Below are 21,271 nucleotides of genomic sequence, written 5' to 3'. Positions count from 1 at the left end.
ACATGATCGGATGGCCGCGACGTCGCTTTTGCGCTTTCCGCGGTGCGGACGTGAATTTCGGGTAGCTCGATCATGCGGAAAAGGCTAGCGGGAGGTTCTATCGAGATGGACGAGCTATGGTTCGGCCACTACCGCCTCGACCGGCTGCTGGGCAGCGGCGGTACAGGCGAAGTCTGGCTCGCGCACGACACCAGAGCTGACCGTGCCGTCGCATTGAAGGTGCTGGCCGCCGGATACGCGGCGGATACGAGATTCCGGCAGCGATTCACCAGGGAAGCCCGGCTCGCCGCCCAGGTGCGCGGGCCGCACCTGGTGCCGATTCATTCCTTCGGCGAACTCGACGGCCGCCTGTACATCGATATGGAGTTCATCGAAGGCTCGGACGTGGCCGCGCTGCTGCGCCGCGAGGGGCGGCTGGCGCCCGAGCGGGCGATCGAGATCGTGTCGCAGACGGCCACCGCCCTCGATATCGCGCATCGCGCGGGCCTGGTGCACCGCGACGTCAAGCCGTCCAACATCATGGTGACGCCGGGCGGCACGGTCTACCTGATCGACTTCGGCACCGCGCACCGCAGCGACCAGCCCTCGATCACCGCCACCGGCACCGTGGTGGGCACGCTGGCCTACATGGCGCCGGAGCGGTTCGACGGTACGTCGGGACCCCGGTCCGATCAGTACTCGCTGGCCTGCGTCCTGTACGAGTGTCTTACCGGGCGCAGGCCGTTCGACGGCGATGACCCGCCGCGCCTGTTGCGCGCCCACCTCATGCAAACGCCGCCGCTCGCGTCCGTGCTGAATCCGGCGGTGCCGCCGGAGCTGGACGCGGTGATCGCGCGCGGCATGGCGAAAGACCCGGCCCGGCGGTGGTCCAGCGCCGGTGAACTGGCGTCGGTGGGGTACGCGGCCGTGACGGGCCGCGACGCGACGACGGTCGAACTGTCGTCGTCGGTGCCGACCGCCGTGCTGCCGCCACCGCGCTGGGGGGCCCGGACCGGTGGCTCGTCGCCCCGGGCGCGGGCGTCCATCGGTCCGCGCCTGGCGCTGGCGGCGTTCGGGGCGCTCGCCGCGGCGGCCGCCGGGACGCTGTGGCTCGGCCGGCCCGAGGTGGCCGACGCGGGCCCGGAGGCATCCCCGATTCCGTCCTCGAAGAAGGAAGGCGCGCTCCCACCGGCTCTGCCGTCGCATGGCCCGGCCACACCGGCGCCGGTGCCGATCTCCGCGCCCCTGCTGGTCGTGCCCGGTGCGGGTCAGCCGTGTGACCCGGCGGTAGACGTGCACAGCGTCACCGTCGACGGCCTCGTGCTGACCTGCACTCCGCTGGTGGCCGGGCGGGCGAGCTGGCTGCCGCCGACGGCGGCCTCCACCGGCGTCGCCACCGGGAGCGCCGAAGGCGGCGCGAACGAGGCAGGGCCAGGGCCCCAATCCTCGGACGACAAGCGTGACCGGGGCAAACCCGGCCATTCCAACCAGGGCAGCGGCAGGGACAAGCCCAAACCGAAGAAGTAGGCCGGACCGTCGCGTGACTGTCGTCCAGCACACAGTGGTGCGTGACGCGGGGTGGGGTTACGCTCCGAAAGAGGCCACGTCTTCGGGAGGCCGGCCGACCAGACGTCGACGGTGACTGGAGGTTCGCGATGGGGGAGGTGCGATTCGCGGGTTACCGGCTGGAACGGCTGCTCGGCAAGGGTGGCATGGGGCAGGTGTGGCTGGCGTACGACATGGCGGCGGCACGGCGGGTGGCGTTGAAACTCTTGCCCGCCGACCTGGCCTCCACCGGCGGATACCGCAAGCGATTCGAGCGCGAGGCCGAGGCGGTGGCGCAATTGCGCGACCCGCATGTACCCAGGATCCACCGATTCGGCGAGATCGACGGACGGCTCTACATCGACATGCAATTCGTCGAGGGTGACGACCTGGCGGGCAAGCTCGCGGCCGAGGGGCGGATGCCACCGGCCGTGGCGGTCGGCATCATCGGGCACGTCGCCATCGCGCTCGACGTGGCGCATCGGGCCGGACTGGTGCACCGCGACGTGAAACCGTCGAACATCGTGGTCCATCCCAGCGGCTTCACCTACCTGATCGACTTCGGTATCGCGCACGCTCTCGGCCAGTCGGCCGTGACCACCACCGGCATGGCGATCGGCACCCTCGCGTACATGGCGCCGGAAAGGTTCGGCGGAACGGTGGACGGACGCGCCGACGTCTACTCGCTGGCCTGCGTGCTCTACGAATGCCTCACCGGCTCCCGGCTCTACGGCGACGCCGATCCCGCGCAGCAGATGCATGCCCACCTGATGGCGGCGCCGCCACGAGCCGGTGCGGTGTGCGCCGCCGTCCCCGCCGCGCTGGACGCCGTCATCGCCAGCGGGCTGGCCAAGGAGCCGAACGAAAGGTACTCCACCGCAGGAGAATTCGCGGCGGCCGCGCGCGCCGCGATCGGCGCTTTCGCGCCTGACTCGCGAGCCGTGCCGCCGACGCCGTTCGGATCGCGTCGTCCGCCGACAAAGCCGGTGCCGGAGGTAGCCGGGGCAGCCGTGCCGCCGCAGAGGAGCGACGCGTATCGGCCCGAAGGCGCCGGTCCGGCGAATCCGGCCGCAGGAGAGCGGCATTCGACGCCGATCTCGAAATCCGCTGTCGCGGAAGGCGGCACACCGGGACCCGTGGCCGCGGAGCCGGAACGGCGGCAAACGCCTCACCCGACCAAAGTGTTGCCGGAGCCGGGTCCGACCCCGACGCTCGTGGCGACCAAGCTCGACTGGTCTACGGTCACGCCCAGCCCGAATCCCGCACCGGGCGGGCACGTTTCGAATCCTGGCTCGTCGGTGCGGGGGTATGCCGATCCGCAGCGTCCCGCGGGCAATGGCTATCCGTTTGCCGGGCAGCCTTATCCAGCGGCACGGCGGTGGTATCAAAACGGGTCTGCCGCTGGAGCCGCCCGGCGGGGACAGCCGGGTTGGCATGAACGGTTGCTCGCGCTGCGGTCGCGCGTGCTGACCCCGAAGCCGGGTCCGGTCGTACCGCCGTATCCGAGGCCGGGGCTACCGGCGCGGAAAGTTTTCCCAGCGGTGCAGCGACCGGGCTATCCGCCGTCCGCACAGCGGCGGCCGGGCGTCCCGGTCCCGCGCCGACGGCCGCGCCGCCGCCGCGGCCTGCTGTCGAAGATGATCGGCGCGCTGGTCGTCGTCTTCCTTGCCCCGTTCGCGTTCGCGGCAGGTTGCGTCGCGTTGATCGCGGCGGGCAGCAGAACCGGCGACGCGGGCACGCCCGGGCCTGCACTGCCGCCTTCAGCGGTGGCGGTGGAGCATCCGGGACCGCCCGGCGATGATCGCGCGCCCGACCCGGCGGTGGGCACACCCGTTCGCGACGGCAAGTTCGAGTTCGTCGTGACGAAGGTCGACGCGGGCGTGTCACGGGTCGGGCTACAGACGGCCGCGGGCTCGTTCCTGATCGTCACACTGGCCGTGCGCAATATCTCCGACGAGACGAAGTGGTTCCTCCCCTTGGGCCAGCGCCTGCTGGACACGCAGAGCACCGCCTTCGACCACAACGCCACCGCCACGATATGGCAGAACACCCAGCAGCGCCTCGGCTACTCCTTCGAACTGCGTCCCGGGCAATCCGCGACCACCCAGCTCGTCTTCGACCTCCCCGCGACCGCCACTCCCGGGCACCTCGAACTGCACGACTTCGTGCTGTCCAACGGCGTCCGAGTCCGCCTCGACTGACCGCATTCCCACTGCCGCTGTCGCGCTGCGCTCCGCGAAGCAGAGCACGCGCGAAAGCGGTCAGACGGCGGGCAGGACGGCGGACAGCGCGCTGAGGACGGCTCGGCGGCCGATCTGCAGGGCAGCGGCCAGCAGGGTGGTGTCGCGGGTGGCGCTGTCGATATCGGGAGAGCCCGCGGGCGGGTGGATCTGCAGGACCGAGTCGCCCAGACCGGCGAGCGCCCGGTCCTCGATGTCCTGCTGGCGCGGGCGTTCGAGCCAGGCCCGGTACGCGCCGGGCGCCACCGCGCGCAGATAGCCGCCGCCGACGATCTGGTGCAGGCGCGAAGCCGGCGGACGCCTTTCGTCCACTCGCCGGGTGCGCAGGACCACGGCATGGGTGGCGCCCGCCCGGACCGCGGTGCGGATCGGAACGGTTTCGGAGAGGCCGCCGTCGAAGTAGGCCGAGTCGCCCAGGGCGACCGGTGGACCGGCCAGGATGGGCAGGCCCGCCGACGCCCGCAACGCGCGCATGAGCGTCCGCTTGTCGGTGATGTGCGGATGCAGATCCACCGGTTGCCCGGTGCGGATATCGGTGGCGATCGGATGGAACGTCGTGGTGTTGGCCAGGATCGCCTCGAAATCCATCGGTTCGACGCCGTCGTACACCTGGTGCACGAGATACCGCAGATCGAACGCCGGACGGCCGCGCAGCAGGCGGGCCGGGTCGATGGCGCGGCGCATGATCACCGGATCGGTCCAGGAGCGCATGCCGGGAATGGCGCGCCCACACAGCAGCCAGGCGCCGTTGATCGCGCCCGCCGACGTGCCGTACACCGCGTCGAACACCCCGGCGAGTCCGAGTTCCTCCAGCGCGGACACCATGCCGCTGGAGTACACGCCCCGGCTGCCGCCACCCTCCACCACCAGCGCCAAGCGGTGACCGTCGGCGCGGCTGGAGGTGGCACGGCGCGCGCGGAGCAGCTCCGCGACGGGGGAGACGCTTGTCGAGCTGGTCACCGGATCACGATACGACACCACAGTGTGCGGATCGGGTCCGGCGGAGGCAGCGCACGTGACCAGGCGAGGACCACCTCGTAAACAGTGGGAGCGGGCGCGGACTCCGTCGTCACGCGCCCGCTCCGTGCGGTCTTCGCCGGTATTACTTGATCTCTGCGAGAACCGTGCCCTGGGTGATGGCCGCGCCCGTCTCGACGGACAGGCCGGTGACCACGCCCGCCTTGTGGGCGTTGACCGGGTTCTCCATCTTCATGGCTTCGAGCACCACGATCAGATCGCCCGCCTCGACCGTCTGGCCCTCTTCCACGGCGACCTTGACCACGGTGCCCTGCATCGGAGCGGTGACCGCGTCACCGGAGGCCGCGCCGCCGCCCGCGCCGCCACGCTTGCGCGGCTTGGGCTTCTTGCGGATCACACCCGCGCCGTTGCCCGCCGCGCCGGCCGCGCCCGCGCCGACGGTGAAGTTGCCGGGCAGCGACACCTCGACCCGGCGTCCACCGACCTCGACGACGACCTTCTGCCGCGGCTCGTCCTCGTCCTCCTCGGCCGGAACACCCGCGCCCGCGAACGGCTCGATGGTGTTGACCCATTCGTTTTCGATCCACTTGGTGTAGACCTCGAACTTCTCGCCGTCACCGATGAACGCCGGGTCCTCGACGATCGCGCGGTGGAACGGGATGACCGTGGCCAGGCCGTCGACCTCGAACTCGGCCAGCGCGCGCCGCGCCCGCTCCAGCGCTTGGGTGCGGTTCTCGCCGGTGACGATCAGCTTGGCCAGCATCGAGTCGAACTGTCCGCCGATCACGCTGCCTGCCACCACGCCGGAGTCCACGCGCACGCCGGGGCCCGACGGCTCGGAGTACACGGTGACCGGGCCGGGGGCGGGCAGGAAGCCGCGGCCGGCGTCCTCGCCGTTGATGCGGAACTCGAAGGAGTGCCCGCGCGGGGTGGGGTCCTCGGTGATCTCGAGCTTCTCGCCGTTGGCGATGCGGAACTGCTGGCGCACCAGGTCGATGCCTGCGGTCTCCTCGGTGACCGGGTGCTCGACCTGCAGGCGGGTGTTCACCTCGAGGAAGGAGACCGTCTCGCCCTGCACCAGGTATTCGACGGTGCCCGCGCCGTAGTAGCCGGCTTCCTTGCAGATGGCCTTGGCCGAAGCGTGGATCTTCCCGCGGACCTCGTCGGACAGGAACGGCGCGGGGGCCTCCTCGACGAGCTTCTGGAAGCGCCGCTGCAGCGAGCAGTCGCGGGTGCCTGCGACGATGACGTTGCCGTGCTTGTCGGCGATGACCTGCGCCTCGACGTGGCGGGCCTTGTCCAGGTACTGCTCGACGAAGCACTCGCCGCGACCGAACGCGGCGGTCGCCTCACGCACGGCCGAGTCGTACAGTTCCGGGATCTCCTCGATGGAGTGCGCGACCTTCATGCCGCGCCCACCACCACCGAACGCCGCTTTGATGGCGACCGGCACGCCGTAGGTCTCGGCGAACTTCACGACCTCGGTCGCGTCCTTGACCGGGTCCTTGGTGCCCGCGGCCATCGGCGCCTTCGCCCGCTCGGCGATGTGCCGCGCGGTGACCTTGTCGCCCAGGTCGCGGATGGACTGCGGCGAGGGGCCGATCCAGATCAGCCCGGCGTCGATGACGGCCTGGGCGAAGTCGGCGTTCTCGGACAGGAAGCCATAGCCGGGGTGGATGGCGTCGGCGCCGGACTTGGCGGCGGCGTCGAGGATCTTGTCGAACACGAGGTACGACTCGGCTGAGGTCTGTCCGCCCAGGGCGAAGGCCTCGTCGGCGAGCTTGACGAACGGGGCGTCGGCGTCCGGCTCGGCGTAGACCGCGACGCTGCCGATACCGGCGTCCTTGGCCGCCCGGATCACGCGCACGGCGATCTCGCCTCGGTTAGCTACGAGTACCTTCGTGATCCGCGCGCTGGCATGGCTGGGCACTGAGCCTCCTGTGTGCATTCTTTTTGGTCGCTTCGCCGGGGGATGGGTTGCTGTAGGCTCCGCTCCCGTGATCGACAAACTTACGTCTGGGGCGAGTGTAGGCAGTCTGCCAACAGACGCCGCACTCGGCCAGTCCTACTGAGCAGTAGGTCGCGGATCACAACGTATGCGGGCTGTGTTTGGGACCTCGCCCGGCCCTACCTGCTCCGCATGCGTCGCGCACCACTCCGCGGGGGTACCTCGCCCGGTTCGTTCCCCTTGGCGATCGGCATGCGCACGGAGTTGCCCCACTCGGTCCAGGAACCGTCGTAGTTGCGCACGCCCGGACGCCCGAGCAGGTAGGTCAGCACGAACCAGCTGTGGCTGGATCGCACGCCGACTCGACTGTAGACCATCACCTCGTCCGGATCGGTCAAGGCGCCGTATACCTCGCCGAGTTCGGCGCGCGATCGGAATCGCCCGTCGGCGTTGAGCGCCTCGGCCCACGGAATATTGGACGCGCTGGGGATATGGCCGCCGCGCAACGCCGCCTCCTCGGGGGTGCCCGGTGCCAGGGTGCGCGCGCCGGAGTACTCCTCGGCCGAGCGCACGTCGATCACCGGCTTGCCGAGGTGGGCGAGCACGTCCTCGCGAAAGGCGCGGAAGGTGCTGTCGTCGCGGCGCGCGGCCGGATAGCCGCTGCGCGCCGGGTAGTCGGGCTCGAAGGTCGTGTCGCGCCCCTCGGAGATCCAGGCCGCGCGCCCGCCGTCGAGCAGCCGCACATCCTCGTGTCCGAACAGGGTGAACACCCACGCCGTGTGCGCCGCCTGCGTGTTGTCCCGATCCCCGTAGATCACGACTGTGTCGTCACGTTCTATCCCTTTGGCGCGCATCAGTTCGGTGAAGCGGGTTCCGTCGATATAGTCGCGCGTGACCGGATCGTTCAGATCGCTTCGCCAATCCAGTTTGGTGGCGCCCGGAACGTGCCCGATGTCGTAGAGCAGCGTGTCCTCGTTGGCCTCGATGATCTTGAGTCCCCGCGCGCCTATGTTTGCCGACAGCCACTCCGTGGTTACTAGTCGGTGAGGATGTGCGTAGGAACCGAGTGAGGGATGAGGGTCCGGGGCGACGGGCACGGTGTCAGGGTCCTTCACGCATGGGTGGACGGTGGTGGCAGCGGTTCGGAGTCTCACAGCGATGGTAGGTGTGAGTCGACAGTGACTCTCGTTTCAGATCACAAATCGGATGAGGGCCGAATAAAGGGCACCTACATCCGATAAAGTCTCCCGGGAGGAGGGGTGAGCTATGTCCGATTCTTGGCCGCGGCGGCGACTGCTCGCGATCCTACGTGGCGCCAGCGAGCCTCTCGACGCCCAGGAACTGGCCAGAATCACCGGACAGCACGTCACCACGGTCCGGTTCCACCTCGATGTGCTCACCAGAGAATCCCTGGTCCGGCAGTTCCAGCAGCCGCCGCGCGGCCGCGGGCGTCCGCGCATCGGGTACAGCGCGGTGCAGCGATCGGTCGGCTACCAGGATCTGGCGCAGGTGCTCGCCGATCAGCTCGGCCCCGATCCGCGGCGCAGATCGGAAGCCGCGGTCGCGGCGGGCCGCGCGTGGGGCTCCAGACTCGACGTCGGCGATCATCGGGTGGAGTCGCTGGAAGACGCCAAGGACCTGACCATCACGCTGATGTCCGAACTCGGCTTCGCGCCCGAGCGCGACCCGTCCGCCGAGACCGAGGGCAAGGTGCTGATCCGGCTGACGGCGTGTCCGCTGCGCGAACTCGCGCGGACGCACTCCGAGGTGGTGTGCGGTGTGCACCTGGGCCTGATCGAAGAGGTGCTCGACCGGGGCGGCGCGCGCGGCGCGATCGACGTGCGGATGCATCCTTTCGTCGAGCCGGAGTTGTGCGTGGCTCGACTGGAACTCATCGCCGCGCGGCGCGAGGAGGCCGCGGACGCGGCGACGATGTCCACGGGCGGTGACGCCGAGGCGTTGACCGCGCCGTCAGGCCGTGTGGCCCCACAGTTGCGTAACGCCGATCCCAATATCGCCAAGCAGTCGGCGCAGCAGTGGTAGCCCGATGCCGATGACGCTGGAGGGATCGCCATCGATGCGATCGACGAACCAGCCGCCGAGCCCGTCGAGGGTGAACGCGCCCGCCACCTGGAGCGGCTCGCCGGTCGCGATGTAGGCGTCCAGCTCGTCCGGTTCCGGCTTGGCGAAATGCACGGTGGTGCTGCTGCAGTCGACCGCTTCCGCGGTGATCTGGCCGTCCCGCATCCGCAGCACGCAGTGACCGGTGACCAGATCGGCGCTGCGCCCTGCCATGTCACCCCACCGAGCGCGGGCGACCTCCGGTGTGTGCGGCTTGCCCTGCAACTCGCCGTCGACGAGCAGCATCGAATCGCAGGCCACCACAACGCAATCGGCAGCCAGTTCGGGGATGTCGGCGGCCACAGCGGCCGCTTTGGCGCGGGCGAGCTCCACCACCACCGTTTGGGGTGGCGTGCCCTGCGGAAGGGCGGCGGCGACCGCGTCCTCGTCCACGGCGGAGACCCGGACGATCGGGTCGATGCCCGCCGAGCGGAGAACCTCCCGGCGGGCCGGGGACGCGGAAGCCAGGATGAGGCGGGTCACCCGCGCAGATGGGACAACTGTGGGAAGGCGTACGGGGAGAACGGCGAAGAGCCGCGGTGCATCAGGGTGGGACGGCCCCACATGTCGGGCGGGCCGCCGGGGCCGGTCGGCGCGGTGCCGTTCGCGACCGCGGACAGCACACACACCAGCGCGGCGAGCTCCTCGTCGGTGGGCGAGCCCTTCACGACACGGAAGAACGGCTCAGCGGTGGCCTCGGCGGGTAGCGCGGCCGCGTTCGAGGTGGTCGCACCGCCCTCGTCCGCGATCGGGTCGACTGTGAGATCCAGCTCGACGGCGCTCAACACATCTTCTTCTGCCACGGTCGTCACAGTGCCAGGTCCTCTCTTCGCCTCGATCAGGTGAACTGATCAGGCTGTTCCCGTTTTCCGGCAAGCTATGGATGAAGCGATCATCCTCGGATTCACTTGTTGCCTCTTCGCAACAAGGCGGTACACGCCAGGGTAAGTGGTACCGAGTCTGATGCCACCCTTTGTGCGCGGCCTATCGAGGGTATCGCTAGATCACAGCGGGATGTTGCCGTGTTTCTTCGGCGGAAGGGTCACCATCTTGCGTTCGAGCAGTCGCAGCGCGGACACGATCTGGCCGCGGGTGTGCGACGGCGGGATCACCGCGTCCACGTATCCGCGCTCGGCGGCGACGTACGGGTTCACGAGCGTGTCCTCGTACTCGTTCTGCAGCTCGAGCCGCAGCGCATCGACGTCTCCGCCTTCCTTGGCGGCCTGCTGCAGCTGCTTGCGGTAGACGAATCCGACGGCGCCGGAAGCGCCCATGACGGCGATCTGCGCGGTCGGCCAGGCGAGGTTCACATCCGCGCCCATGTGCTTGGAACCCATGACGTCGTAGGCGCCGCCGTAGGCCTTGCGAGTGATGATCGTGATTTTGCCCACAGTGGCCTCGCCGTAGGCGTAGAGCAGCTTCGCGCCGCGCCGGATGATGCCGTTGTATTCCTGCCCGGTGCCGGGCAGGAACCCGGGCACGTCGACCAGAGTGATGATCGGGACGTTGAACGCGTCGCAGGTGCGCACGAACCGCGCGGCCTTCTCCGAGGCGTCGATGTCCAGGCAGCCCGCGAACTGGGTGGGCTGATTCGCCACGATGCCGACGCTGCGCCCGTCGATGCGGCCGAAGCCGACGATGACGTTCATCGCGCGCTCGGCCTGCACCTCGAGGAACTCGTCGTCATCGAGCAGGCGACGAATGACCTCGTGCATGTCGTAGGGCTGGTTCGGCGAGTCCGGGATGATCGAGTCCAGCTCGAGATCCTCGTCGGTGAGCGAGTCCTCGATCGCGCCCGGAATCGGGTCGGTGGCCGGGAACCGCGGCGCCTCGGCGCGGTTGTTGCTCGGCAGGTAGGACAGCAGATCCTTGACGTAGTCCAGCGCGTCCTGCTCGCCGGAGGCGACGTAGTGCGCCACACCGGACTTGGTCATGTGCGTGTGCGCGCCGCCCAGGTCCTCCATGGTGACGTCCTCACCGGTGACCGTCTTGATGACGTCCGGGCCGGTGACGAACATCTGGCTGGTGCCGTCGACCATCACGACGAAGTCGGTCAGCGCGGGGGAGTACACGTGCCCACCCGCGGCCGGGCCCATGATCAGCGAGATCTGCGGGATCACGCCCGAGGCCTGGATGTTGCGGTGGAAGATCTCGCCGTAGAGGCCGAGGGAGACCACGCCTTCCTGGATGCGCGCGCCCGCGCCCTCGTTGATCCCGATCAGCGGGCGGCCGGTCTTCAAAGCCAGGTCCATCACCTTGACGATCTTCTCGCCGTAGACCTCGCCGAGACTTCCGCCGAACACCGTGACGTCCTGGCTGAAGATGCACACGTCGCGGCCGTCGATGGTGCCGTAACCGGTCACCACGCCGTCACCGAGCGGACGGTTGTTCTCCAGCCCGAAGTTCACGCTGCGATGACGGGCCAGGGCGTCGAGCTCGACGAAGGAACCCTCGTCCAGCAGGGCCAGGATGCGCTCGCGGGCGGTCATCTTGCCCTTCGCGTGCACCTTGTCGACCGCGGCCTCACCCATCGGGTGCTTGGCCTCTTCCAGCCGATTCCGCAGGTCAGCCAGCTTCCCGGCGGTGGTGTGGATATCGGGGGAGCCCGCCGGACCTGACGCGGGCTGCTGCTGGACACTCGTCATGGCTTCGGAGTGTAACCAGTACCAGTGCGTCCTTACTAACCCAGACCGTGCTACCGGCGAGTAGAAAACCGCAGCTAGATCAAATTTCTCAGACAAACTTCCTGGTCGGTAGCAGGCTTGGGAAGGCGGAAAATGAGTATCGCTCGCCGGTGGGGTCCGGATAGCGTGGGGGCGACGGATTTCCGGGCTCAGGGGAGGAGCGCGTCATGTGGGAATGGGGTAGAGCGTTCGCCGGATACGGCGCCGCCACGGCGTGGACGCAGACCACCGAAACGACGCCGAAGTACGGCGATCCGGAGTACTGGGCCGAGACCGCCGAAGGCGAGCCGGAGGAGGGCGACGGCGCGGGCATGGCGGCACGCGACCCGATCGTCTCCGGGTACGACCTGGCCGGGTAGTGCCGTCGACTGCGAGTAGCCTGCCGGTGTGCAGAGGCCACCGTTGGATGCAGAGCAGTTGCGGCGCAGCGCCGTCGAGTCGCCCGAACTGGCGTTCTTCTCGCGGATCGACGTGGTCGAGTCGACCGGGTCCACCAACGCGGACCTGATCGCGCGGGCGGCCGATCCGGACGCCGACCACGTCGTTCTGCTGGCGGAGACCCAGGTGCAGGGTCGCGGCAGGCACGCACGGAGCTGGGTCAGCCCGCCCCGTGCTCAGCTCGCGATGTCGCTGCTGGTGCGGTTGCCCGGGATCGGCCCGGCCTCGCTCGCCTGGCTGGCGCTGCTGACCGGCGTGGCCGTGGTCGACGCGCTGCGGACCACGGCCGGCGTGGCCGCGGAACTCAAATGGCCCAACGACGTGCTGATCGAGGGCCGTAAGGTCGCGGGGATCCTGGCCGAGGTCGCGGCGGGCGCGGGCGGTGGCGCGCCCGCCGTCGTGATCGGCCTCGGGCTCAACGTGAGTCTCACCGAAGCAGAACTGCCGGTGCCGCACGCCACCTCGCTGACCCTCGCCGGCGCGCGGCAGACCGATCGCACGGTGCTGGTGCGATCGCTGCTGACCGAGTTCGCCCGTCGCTTCACCGCCTGGCGTGACGCGGACTGGGCGATCGACGAACTGGCCGCCGCCTACCGTGAGCGGTGCGCCACGATCGGCACCGAGGTTCGCGCCGAGTTGCCCGGCGGCCGGGCACTGACCGGCGTCGCCGCGGACGTCGACGACTACGGCCGCCTGCTCATCGGCGGCGAAGCGGTGTCCGCGGGCGACGTTACTCATCTGCGCGCGCAGTACTGAGCGCGCCGACCGGCGCCGGGCGCGCGCTCCCCGGATCGCCCGCCGACCGGACAGCGCGCGGTGGGCCTCAGGCGTACTGGCCGATGCCGCGTGTGGCATCGCGGGCGAGCGCGCGCTCGCGCTGCTCTTCGAACTTGATCACGTCCTTGCCCAGCTTCTCCACGAACTCGCCCAGTTCCTGGCGCGCTTGCTCGCCGCGTGGCCCGAGATCGGTGCGGTCGAAGACGTTCCACTGTTTGAGGACCGGCTGAACGACCTCCTCCAAGTGCTGGCGCAGGTCGTAGATGCCGTGCTTGGCCATCAGCACCCCGTAGCGGCGGAAGTTGGGCATCCCGGCGCCGGGCATCAGGAAATTCGTCAGGATCTTGGTGATCGCGGGCAGCGCCTGGTCGGGCACCAGGTCCAGCGCCGCGCCGCACAGGTTGCGATAGAAGATCATGTGCAGGTTCTCGTCGGCGGCGATGCGCTGCAGCATGCGATCGGCGACGGCGTCGTTGCATGCCTTGCCGGTATTCCGGTGCGACACACGGGTGGCGAGTTCCTGGAAGGTGACGTAGGCGACGCTTGTCAGGAATCCGCCCCAGCCGTCCGGCGACTGGACGCCGTTGCTCATGTGGATCATCCTGGCTTCTTCCAAGGCGACCGGATCGACGGCTCGGGTCACCACCAAATAGTCCCGCATGGCGATGCCGTGGCGGTTCTCCTCCGCGGTCCAGCGGTCCACCCAGACGCCCCACGGGCCGTCCTCGGAGAAGTTCTGCGCGATCTCCCGGTGGTAGGAGGGCAGGTTGTCCTCGGTGAGCAGGTTGGTGATCATGGCGACCCGGGCGACCTCGCTGAGCTTCGATTGCTCCAGCGCCCAGTCCGCGCCGCCCAAGGCGGCGAAATTGCGGCCCTGGCTCCATGGAACGTAATCGTGCGGATTCCAGTCCTTCGCCATGGAAAGGTGCCGATTCAGATTCTGCTCGGCGACCGGTTCGAGTTCGGTCAGGATTTGCAGCGGGGTCAGGTCCTTGGTCACGCGTTCCTCCACGGTCGGAATCGGTGATGATGGTGATCCGGGCGTTGCGCGATACAGAGAGCCACTGCGCGGAATAGTCACACGCAGGCTGCTGATTGTGCAGTATGACGCGCTGCGGTGTCAGCCGATCCGGGATCTTCACGCGGTAGGGTTTTCGGCATGGGTTACCCGGAGGATGTGCTGGCGCCCGACGAACAGTTGCTGCTGCATCGCCATCCGCATTGGAAAATGCTTTTCTGGCCGATCGTGACGCTCATCGTCGCCACGGCGCTGGCCGGTTTCGCAGGGGGGCTCGCCTCACAGAAGGCCGAGGGCACCACACGCTCGGTGCTGCTGCTCGCGGTGCTCGTGGTGTACGTGGCGATTCTGCTGTGGCGTTGTCTCGCACCGATTGTCAGCTGGACGTCGACACATTTCATCGTCACCGACCGGCGGGTGCTGGTGCGCCAGGGCGTGATCACCCACAGCGGCATCGACATTCCGATGAGCCGGGTCTCCAGTGTGCAATTCCGGCACGGGCTGTTCGACCGGTTGCTCGGCACCGGCACGCTGATCATCGAGTCGTCCTCCTCGGAGCCGCTGGAGTACGACGACATCCCGGCCGTCCAGCAGGTGCACGCGCTGCTGTACCACCAGGTGTTCGAGGTGGAGCGCCACCGGGACGGCCGGGACGACCGTCGCAGCTACCGGTGAGCCCGTAACCTGGGCGTATGACCGCTGTTCTGCTGGCCGAGGACGACGAGGCCATCGCCGCCCCGCTGTCGCGCGCGCTCGGCCGCGAGGGTTACTCGGTGACCGTCGAGAGTTTCGGCCCCGCCGTGCTGCAGCGGGCTCTGGAAGGCGGCCACGACCTGCTGATCCTCGATCTCGGCCTGCCCGGCATGGACGGGTTGGAAGTCTGCCGCCAGGTGCGCGCCCGCGGGGCCGACCTGGCCGTGCTGATGCTCACCGCGCGCACCGACGAGGTGGACTTCGTGGTCGGGCTGGACGCGGGCGCCGACGACTACGTCGGCAAGCCGTTCCGGCTCGCCGAGCTGCTCGCCCGGGTGCGAGCGCTGTTGCGGCGCAGCGGAATCGGCGATGACACGGTCGAGGTGGGCGGTATCCGCCTGGAGCCCGCCGCGCGCCGGGTGCTGGTCAACGGGGTCGAAATCGGTTTGGCCAACAAGGAATACGAGCTGCTCAAGGTGCTGATCGACCGGGCGGGACAGGTGGTGCCGCGCGAGACCATCCTGCGCGAGGTCTGGGGCCACGCGGAGTTGCGCGGCTCCAAGACCTTGGACATGCACATGTCCTGGCTGCGCCGCAAGATCGGCGACGAGGGGCCCATGGCGGAACGCCGCATCGTCACCGTTCGCGGTGTCGGATTCCGGCTGAACACCGACTGACGTGCGCCGCCGCATCCTGCGTTCGATGCTCACCGTGCTGACTCTCACCACGGTGGTGCTCGGTGTGCCGCTGATCTACACGGCGTGGTTGTGGGTGGAGGACATCACGCGCAACGACCTGCAGAACCGGCTGGACCGCATCGCCGCGGAGATCATCGCGCAGGAGCGCGACGGCATGGTGTCCGGCGAGCTGGACATCCGTTCGGTGGCGCCGCTGGTGCCCGAGAACGGCAGGCTCACCATCGTCTATCCATCGCGCACCGACAACGCCTCGCGCCGCGATATCGGGGTGGCCGAGGTAGCGGACCCGCTGATCGAGTCGCTGTCGATGGGCACGTCCGGGTCGCTGCGCCTGGAGGTGCCCTCGGCCCCGATGCACGCCATGCAGCGCCAGGCGGTCGCGGTGGTCGCGCTGGCGGTGCTCGCCTCGCTCGGCGCGGCGGTCTCGGTCGCGGTGGTCACCGCGCGGCGGGTGGCCGACCCGCTGCGGGACGTGGCGGCGCGCGCGGCGCGGCTGGCGATGGGTGACTTCCGGCCCGACCCGCGCAGGCACGGCATCGCGGAGTTGGACCGCGTCTCCGACGTGCTCGACTCCGCGACCGTGGAGATCGCCGGACGGTTGCAGCGCGAACACGCCCTGGTGGCGGACGTCTCACATCAGTTGCGCAGCAGGCTGACCGCCGTGCGGCTGCGGCTGGACGAGCTGTCCGCGCACGCCGATCCGGAGGTGGTGCACGAGGCCGAGGAGGCGATGGCCCAGGTCGACCGGCTCACCGACGCGATCGACGACCTGGTCCGCGCCTCCCGCGACGAAGACGCGGCCGATCGCGATCCGGTGCCGGTGATGGCCGAGTTGCGCGGGGTGGTCGCCGAATGGACCCACCCGTTCACCGAGGCGGGCCGGACGCTCACCCTCACCGGTGACGAGTCGCTGCGCGCCCCGATCACGGGGTCGCGATTGCGCGAGGCGGTGGCGGTGCTGGTGGACAACGCCCTCATGCACGGCGGCGGGACCTGCACGGTGTCGGTGCGCACGGTGCGGCCGGGAGTGGGCCGCGAGCCGCTGGTGTGCGTGGAGGTGGCCGACGAAGGCCACGGGGTGCGCGACGAGCTGGCGCCGCACATCTTCGATCGGGGCTTCTCCGCGGGCGGTTCCACCGGTGTGGGGCTGGCGCTGGCGCGAGCGCTGGTCGAGGCGGACGGCGGGCGGCTGGAATTGCAGCGGCGCAGGCCCGCGCTGTTCGCGGTGTTCCTCGGGTCCTCGAAGGTCCGGCCGGCGAACGCGGGGGCGCCCGAGCCGCGGTGACTTCAGTTGCGGCCGAGTTCCTCTTCCACGAGATCCACGAATTCGGCTTCCAGTTCGCTCATTTCGTCCGGGAAGACCCAGCGGCGCATCGCCCAGAAACGGAACGCCATCTGCAGCAGATTGCCGATGACGAAGGCGCTGATGAAGTCGGCGATGTTCTCGACCGTGAAGCTCACGTTGGGCTGGCGCAGGTCGAAGACGTAGCTGGAGATCCACAGCGGCGTGAAGGCCAGCACGACGCCGACACCGCTGACGCCGAAGAAAAGCAGCGCTTCGTGATGCCGTTCCCGGCCGCCGCGATTCTTGAACGACCATTCCCGGTTCAGGATGTAGGACGCGATGACCGCGATGACGCCGGAGATGATCTTGGCCGTCACCGGTTTCTCCGCGAGCACCGTCCACTTCAGTGCGTAGAAGATGCCGCTGTCGATCACGAACGTGGTCGCGCCGACGATCGCGAACTTGATCAATTCCCGATGCCGGTACGCGATATCCTGCAGCGGCTTGGGGAGGACGCTGACCACGTCGTCGACGAATGACACAAGACCGGAGTGTACCGGTACCGATCATTCCCGCCGGACATGACAATATTGTCCGACGTGAGCGCACGTTCCTTCGATCCATCCGCCATGCCCACCGTGACCATGATCGGTGGCGGTCAATTGGCGCGCATGACCCACCAGGCGGCGATCGCGCTGGGCCAGCGGCTGCGCGTGCTCGCCGAGAACCCCGAGGACCCGGCCGCCCAGGTGAGCCCGGAGGTGGTGCTCGGCAGCCACACCGACCTGACCGCCCTGCGCAAGGCGGCGGTCGGTTCGCACGCGCTGACCTTCGACCACGAGCACGTGCCGACCGAGCACTTGGAGGCGCTGGTCGCGGAGGGCGTGAATGTGCAGCCGCCGCCACGAGCGCTGGTCTACGCGCAGGACAAGCTGGCGATGCGCACCAAACTGAGCACGCTCGGCCTGCCCGTGCCCGCGTTCACGCCGGTGACCTCGGTGGACGACGCGGTGCGGTTCGGCGAGGAGCACGGCTGGCGGATCGTGCTGAAGGCGGTGCGCGGCGGCTACGACGGGCGTGGCGTGTGGATGCCCGAGTCCGCGGAGGCCGCCGCGGCGATCGTCACCGACCAGCTCGCGCACGGCGTGCAGCTGCTCGCCGAGGCGAAGATCGACCTGAAACGAGAGTTGTCGGCCATGGTGGCCCGTTCACCGTTCGGGCAGGCGGCGACCTGGCCGGTAGTGGAGACCGTGCAGCGCAAGGGGCAGTGCGCCGTGGTGATCGCGCCCGCGCCCGACCTGCCGGAGGACACGGCCGCCGCGGCGGAGACCATGGCATTGAACCTCGCCGGGGCACTCGGTGTGGTCGGCGTCATGGCGGTGGAGCTGTTCGAGACCACCGACGGGAAGCTGCTGGTGAACGAGCTGGCGATGCGCCCGCACAACTCCGGGCACTGGGGGATGGACGGCGCCCGCACCGGCCAGTTCGAACAGCATCTGCGCGCGGTGCTCGACTATCCGCTGGGCGACACCACGCCGCTGGCGCCGGTCACCGTGATGGCGAACATCCTCGGCGCGCCGCAGGCTCCGGCGATGTCGATGGACGAGCGGCTGCACCACCTGTTCGCCCGGATTCCCGAGGCGAAGGTGCACCTGTACGGCAAGGGCGAGCGTCCCGACCGCAAGATCGGGCACGTCAACATCCTCGGCGACGACGCGGCCGAGGTACGGGAGAAGGCCGAGCGTGCGGCGCACTGGATGTCGCACGCGGTATGGACCGATGGATGGGATCCGCATGAGTGAAGCAGGGGTTGTGACCCCGGCGGTCGGCCTGATCATGGGCAGCGACTCCGACTGGCCGACCATGGAGGCCGCCGCCGAGGCGCTGGCGGAGTTCGGTATCCGCTTCGAGGTGGGTGTCGTCTCGGCGCACCGCACCCCGCAGCGCATGCTCGACTACGCGCGCGACGCCGCCGACCGCGGGTTGAAGGTCATCATCGCCGGTGCGGGCGGCGCGGCCCACCTGCCCGGCATGGTCGCTTCCGCCACCCCGCTCCCGGTGATCGGCGTGCCGGTCCCGCTCAAGTACCTCGACGGCATGGACTCGCTGCTGTCCATCGTCCAGATGCCCGCGGGCGTCCCCGTCGCCACCGTCTCCATCGGCGGCGCCCGCAACGCCGGCCTGCTCGCCGCCCGCATCCTCGCCGCCCACGACCCAGCCCTGCGCACCCGTATGGAACAGTTCCAAGCCGGGCTCGAGCAGATGGTCCTGGAGAAGGACGACGCACTGCGCACCAAGCTCCTGGGCTGAGCCGCACGCGGTGCGGGAAGTTCCGCTGCGTGGGGGACCGATGCCAGCGCGGAATCGAAGCCGCCGCAGCGGCAGGCGAACCCGCGATGATGTGCCTACGCGCGGATGGCGTGCCTGCACGCATCCGCGCCGCGCACCGGTGGGTCACCGAGCGCCGCGCCGAACTGGAAGGCGCGTTGTAGTCGACCGGCTGGTGGTCAGATGCCGAGGTCGTGGCCGAGCAGCGCCAGTTCGTCCATCGCGGCCCGGCTCTCGGCATCGGCTCGTCGCCGGTAATGCTCCAAGTCGTCGTAGCGAATTCGGCGGTGCGGCCCGACCAGGCGGGACGGGATCTCGCCTGTATCCAGGAGTGCCGCAACGAAGGGCTGCGACACGTTCAGCATGTCCGCTGCCTGCTGGGTGGTGAGTTCGGCATACGAGGGCACCACGGCGAAATAGTCGAAACGATCCGGCGTGGGGAACTTGTGCCTTCGGCCCCTGACTACGGTGGGTGCGTGACTACAGGGGATATCGCTCGGACGCGGGGAGGCGACGACACCGCGCATTTTCGGCTCACGGTGGTGGATCAGGCGTTGCGGTTGTTCGCCGAGAAGGGGTACGAGGCGACGACTGTGGACGAGATCGCGGAGGCGGCGGGAATCTCCCGGCGGACGTTCTTCCGGCAGTTCCGGTCGAAAGAGGACGTGATCTTCGCCGATCACGAGTCACAGCTGGCGCAGGCTGCGGAGTTCCTATCCGCGTCGCGCGAGGACCCGTGGGAGGCGGTGTGCGCCGCGGTGGTGCTGGTGTTCGAGCGATTCACGCAGTGGCGGGAGATCGCGGCACGGCGGTATCAAGTGGTGCGCCGGGTGCCCGCGCTGCGGGAGCGGGAGATCGTCACGGTGTTCCGCTACGAGCGGTTGTTCACCGACTACCTGCGCGAGCGGCTGCCCGAGGTCCCCGATCTGGCGCGGGTGCAGTTCACCGCCGCGGTGACGGCGACGCACAACTATCTGCTGCGCCGGATGGTGCGCGGAGAGTCGGACGCGGGCGCCGCGGACCTGCGGGTGGAGCTGTCCGCGATTCCGCGCGGCGCCGGGCGTGCCGCGAACGCCGACGAGCTGGTCGTCGCGGTGTTCCCCCGGGACGCACCGCCCAGGCAGATCGCGGACCTGCTGGTCCGCAAGCTCGGTACGCTGTGACCCGGCTCGGGGTGCGACCAATCTGACACTGAGTGCCACACTGTATACGCATGTGAAGAGCGTCCATGTGGGTATACTTGACCAAGATGTGGCACTGAGTGCCGATACGCTGACTTCGCTCGGCGGAAATCAGCGATCACCACCGACGACCAGGAGTGAGCCCGATGGCGGGAAACCCCGATTTCGACCTGTTCAAGCTCGAGGACTTCCACGATGAGCTGCGCGCCGCGATCCGTGCTCTCGCGGAGAAGGAGATCGCCCCGCACGCCAAGGACGTCGACGGCCACTCCCGCTTCCCCGAAGAGGCGCTGACCGCCCTCAACGCCTCCGGCTTCAACGCCGTGCACGTGCCCGAGGCCTACGGCGGCCAGGGCGCCGACTCGGTGGCCACCTGCATCGTGATCGAAGAGGTCGCCCGGGTCTGCGGCTCGTCCTCGCTGATCCCCGCCGTCAACAAGCTCGGCACCATGGGCCTGATCCTGAACGGCTCCGAGGAGCTGAAGCAGAAGGTACTGCCGGACATCGTCAACGGCGAGATGGCCTCCTACGCGCTGTCCGAGCGCGAGGCGGGCTCCGATGCGGCCAGCATGCGCACCCGGGCCAAGCGGGAGGGTGACGACTGGATCATCAACGGCTCCAAATGCTGGATCACCAACGGCGGCAAGTCCTCCTGGTACACCGTGATGGCGGTGACCGACGCGGAGAAGGGCGCCAACGGCATCTCGGCGTTCCTGGTGCACTCCGACGACGAGGGCTTCGTGGTCGGCCCGCTGGAGCACAAGCTCGGCATCAAGGGCTCGCCCACCGCCGAGCTGTACTTCGAGAACTGCCGGGTGCCGGGTGACCGCATCGTCGGCGAGCCGGGCACCGGCTTCAAGACCGCGCTGCAGACCCTCGACCACACCCGCCCCACCATCGGCGCGCAGGCCGTCGGCCTCGCCCAGGGCGCGCTGGACGCGGCCATCGCCTACACCAAGGACCGCAAGCAGTTCGGCAAGTCGATCGCCGACTTCCAGAACACCCAGTTCATGCTCGCCGACATGGCAATGAAGGTCGAGGCAGCCCGCCTCATGGTGTACACCTCGGCCGCCCGCGCCGAGCGCGGCGAGCAGAACCTCGGCTTCATCTCCGCCGCCGCCAAGTGCTTCGCCTCCGACGTCGCCATGGAAGTCACCACCAACGCCGTCCAGCTGTTCGGCGGCGCGGGCTACACCACCGACTTCCCGGTGGAGCGCATGATGCGTGACGCCAAGATCACCCAGATCTACGAGGGCACCAACCAGATCCAGCGCCTGGTGATGTCGCGCGCGCTGCTGAAGTGATGTTTCGCTGAAGACCGACTGCCGTCCTGGTTTGTGCACCGCGACGGCTGTCGG

At 69.1% G+C, this 21,271-nt stretch carries 21 protein-coding genes; 12 read left to right on the top strand and 9 right to left on the bottom strand.

The genetic code is table 11. The features are described from left to right. Positions 1-105 precede the first annotated feature (105 nt). Both LTT66_RS06530 and LTT66_RS06525 read left to right on the top strand, forming a co-directional pair. On the top strand, positions 106-1,506 hold the full coding sequence (locus tag LTT66_RS06530; RefSeq protein ID WP_233065173.1) for a serine/threonine-protein kinase: 1,401 nt from the start codon (positions 106-108) through the stop codon (positions 1,504-1,506). A gap of 128 nt (positions 1,507-1,634) precedes the next feature. Then, on the top strand, positions 1,635-3,725 hold the full coding sequence (locus LTT66_RS06525; protein ID WP_233065170.1) for a serine/threonine-protein kinase: 2,091 nt from the start codon (positions 1,635-1,637) through the stop codon (positions 3,723-3,725). A 60-nt stretch (positions 3,726-3,785) separates the two neighbouring features. Here LTT66_RS06525 and LTT66_RS06520 read toward each other — a convergent pair whose 3' ends face one another. The 3 genes from LTT66_RS06520 to LTT66_RS06510 all read right to left on the bottom strand — a co-directional run bounded on the left by LTT66_RS06520 (position 3,786) and on the right by LTT66_RS06510 (position 7,787). Further along, positions 3,786-4,724 (bottom strand): patatin-like phospholipase family protein, encoded by a 939-nt coding sequence (locus LTT66_RS06520; protein ID WP_195067330.1) that lies wholly within the window; start codon positions 4,722-4,724, stop codon positions 3,786-3,788. Positions 4,725-4,866: 142 nt separating this feature from the next. Further along, positions 4,867-6,672 (bottom strand): acetyl/propionyl/methylcrotonyl-CoA carboxylase subunit alpha, encoded by a 1,806-nt coding sequence (locus LTT66_RS06515; protein WP_233065168.1) that lies wholly within the window; start codon positions 6,670-6,672, stop codon positions 4,867-4,869. A 197-nt stretch (positions 6,673-6,869) separates the two neighbouring features. Next, positions 6,870-7,787 (bottom strand): sulfurtransferase, encoded by a 918-nt coding sequence (locus LTT66_RS06510; protein WP_233069034.1) that lies wholly within the window; start codon positions 7,785-7,787, stop codon positions 6,870-6,872. A gap of 169 nt (positions 7,788-7,956) precedes the next feature. On the opposite strand from LTT66_RS06510, the gene LTT66_RS06505 reads away from it, so the two are divergent. Further along, entirely contained in the window at positions 7,957-8,733 is a 777-nt protein-coding gene (locus tag LTT66_RS06505) for a helix-turn-helix transcriptional regulator (protein WP_233065166.1), read from the top strand. On the opposite strand, the gene LTT66_RS06500 is transcribed toward LTT66_RS06505, so the two are convergent. The 3 genes from LTT66_RS06500 to LTT66_RS06490 all read right to left on the bottom strand — a co-directional run bounded on the left by LTT66_RS06500 (position 8,662) and on the right by LTT66_RS06490 (position 11,456). Next, positions 8,662-9,294, bottom strand: a complete 633-nt coding sequence (locus LTT66_RS06500; protein ID WP_181721007.1) for a nucleoside triphosphate pyrophosphatase — start codon at positions 9,292-9,294, stop codon at positions 8,662-8,664. The two genes, LTT66_RS06505 and LTT66_RS06500, sit on opposite strands and share 72 nt — an antisense overlap. Beyond that, on the bottom strand, positions 9,291-9,614 hold the full coding sequence (locus tag LTT66_RS06495; protein ID WP_408638752.1) for an acyl-CoA carboxylase subunit epsilon: 324 nt from the start codon (positions 9,612-9,614) through the stop codon (positions 9,291-9,293). Before LTT66_RS06495 ends, LTT66_RS06500 begins: the two co-directional genes overlap by 4 nt. Before the next feature lie 201 nt (positions 9,615-9,815). After that, positions 9,816-11,456, bottom strand: coding sequence for an acyl-CoA carboxylase subunit beta (locus tag LTT66_RS06490; RefSeq protein WP_181721005.1), 1,641 nt, complete (start codon positions 11,454-11,456; stop codon positions 9,816-9,818). A 206-nt stretch (positions 11,457-11,662) separates the two neighbouring features. Here LTT66_RS06490 and LTT66_RS06485 point away from each other — a divergent pair, with 206 nt between their 5' ends. Beyond that, entirely contained in the window at positions 11,663-11,854 is a 192-nt protein-coding gene (locus LTT66_RS06485; protein WP_233065164.1) for a hypothetical protein, read from the top strand. Between the two features lie 28 nt (positions 11,855-11,882). Further along, positions 11,883-12,689: a biotin--[acetyl-CoA-carboxylase] ligase gene (locus tag LTT66_RS06480; RefSeq protein WP_233065162.1), complete on the top strand. Its 807-nt coding sequence runs from the start codon at positions 11,883-11,885 to the stop codon at positions 12,687-12,689. Between the two features lie 67 nt (positions 12,690-12,756). On the opposite strand, the gene LTT66_RS06475 is transcribed toward LTT66_RS06480, so the two are convergent. Continuing rightward, complete coding sequence (locus tag LTT66_RS06475) at positions 12,757-13,710, bottom strand: acyl-ACP desaturase (protein ID WP_233065159.1); 954 nt, start codon at positions 13,708-13,710, stop codon at positions 12,757-12,759. Positions 13,711-13,869: 159 nt separating this feature from the next. Between LTT66_RS06475 and LTT66_RS06470 the strand changes: the two genes are divergently transcribed. The 3 genes from LTT66_RS06470 to LTT66_RS06460 are packed head-to-tail and all read left to right on the top strand — an operon-like array spanning position 13,870 to position 16,404. Continuing rightward, positions 13,870-14,403, top strand: a complete 534-nt coding sequence (locus LTT66_RS06470) for a PH domain-containing protein (RefSeq protein WP_233065156.1) — start codon at positions 13,870-13,872, stop codon at positions 14,401-14,403. Between the two features lie 17 nt (positions 14,404-14,420). After that, entirely contained in the window at positions 14,421-15,098 is a 678-nt protein-coding gene (locus LTT66_RS06465) for a response regulator transcription factor (RefSeq protein ID WP_181721001.1), read from the top strand. Position 15,099: 1 nt separating this feature from the next. Beyond that, entirely contained in the window at positions 15,100-16,404 is a 1,305-nt protein-coding gene (locus LTT66_RS06460) for a sensor histidine kinase (RefSeq protein ID WP_233065153.1), read from the top strand. A 2-nt stretch (positions 16,405-16,406) separates the two neighbouring features. Here the strand turns inward: LTT66_RS06460 and LTT66_RS06455 are convergent, their stop codons facing one another. Then, the gene (locus tag LTT66_RS06455) at positions 16,407-16,946 is read right to left on the bottom strand and encodes a GtrA family protein (protein ID WP_043688086.1); all 540 of its coding nucleotides are present in this window, start codon (positions 16,944-16,946) and stop codon (positions 16,407-16,409) included. A gap of 39 nt (positions 16,947-16,985) precedes the next feature. Between LTT66_RS06455 and LTT66_RS06450 the strand changes: the two genes are divergently transcribed. Both LTT66_RS06450 and purE read left to right on the top strand, forming a co-directional pair. After that, positions 16,986-18,206 carry a 5-(carboxyamino)imidazole ribonucleotide synthase gene (locus LTT66_RS06450; RefSeq protein ID WP_408638751.1) on the top strand — a complete coding sequence of 407 codons (1,221 nt, stop codon included), beginning with the start codon at positions 16,986-16,988 and terminating at the stop codon, positions 18,204-18,206. After that, positions 18,199-18,714 (top strand): 5-(carboxyamino)imidazole ribonucleotide mutase, encoded by a 516-nt coding sequence (gene purE, locus LTT66_RS06445; protein ID WP_043688091.1) that lies wholly within the window; start codon positions 18,199-18,201, stop codon positions 18,712-18,714. Before LTT66_RS06450 ends, purE begins: the two co-directional genes overlap by 8 nt. Positions 18,715-18,911: 197 nt before the next feature. On the opposite strand, the gene LTT66_RS06440 is transcribed toward purE, so the two are convergent. Beyond that, on the bottom strand, positions 18,912-19,142 hold the full coding sequence (locus LTT66_RS06440) for a helix-turn-helix domain-containing protein (RefSeq protein WP_233065150.1): 231 nt from the start codon (positions 19,140-19,142) through the stop codon (positions 18,912-18,914). Between the two features lie 66 nt (positions 19,143-19,208). Here LTT66_RS06440 and LTT66_RS06435 point away from each other — a divergent pair, with 66 nt between their 5' ends. Both LTT66_RS06435 and LTT66_RS06430 read left to right on the top strand, forming a co-directional pair. Then, the gene (locus tag LTT66_RS06435) at positions 19,209-19,895 is read left to right on the top strand and encodes a TetR family transcriptional regulator (RefSeq protein WP_051046260.1); all 687 of its coding nucleotides are present in this window, start codon (positions 19,209-19,211) and stop codon (positions 19,893-19,895) included. Between the two features lie 164 nt (positions 19,896-20,059). Next, entirely contained in the window at positions 20,060-21,217 is a 1,158-nt protein-coding gene (locus LTT66_RS06430; protein ID WP_233065148.1) for an acyl-CoA dehydrogenase, read from the top strand. Positions 21,218-21,271 lie beyond the last annotated feature (54 nt).

Origin of the sequence: Nocardia gipuzkoensis, from assembly GCF_021183645.1 — a bacterium.
Classification (GTDB): domain Bacteria; phylum Actinomycetota; class Actinomycetes; order Mycobacteriales; family Mycobacteriaceae; genus Nocardia; species Nocardia abscessus.
Note: the sequence above shows the minus strand (reverse complement) of the source record. Positions and strands in the feature narration are given on the sequence as shown.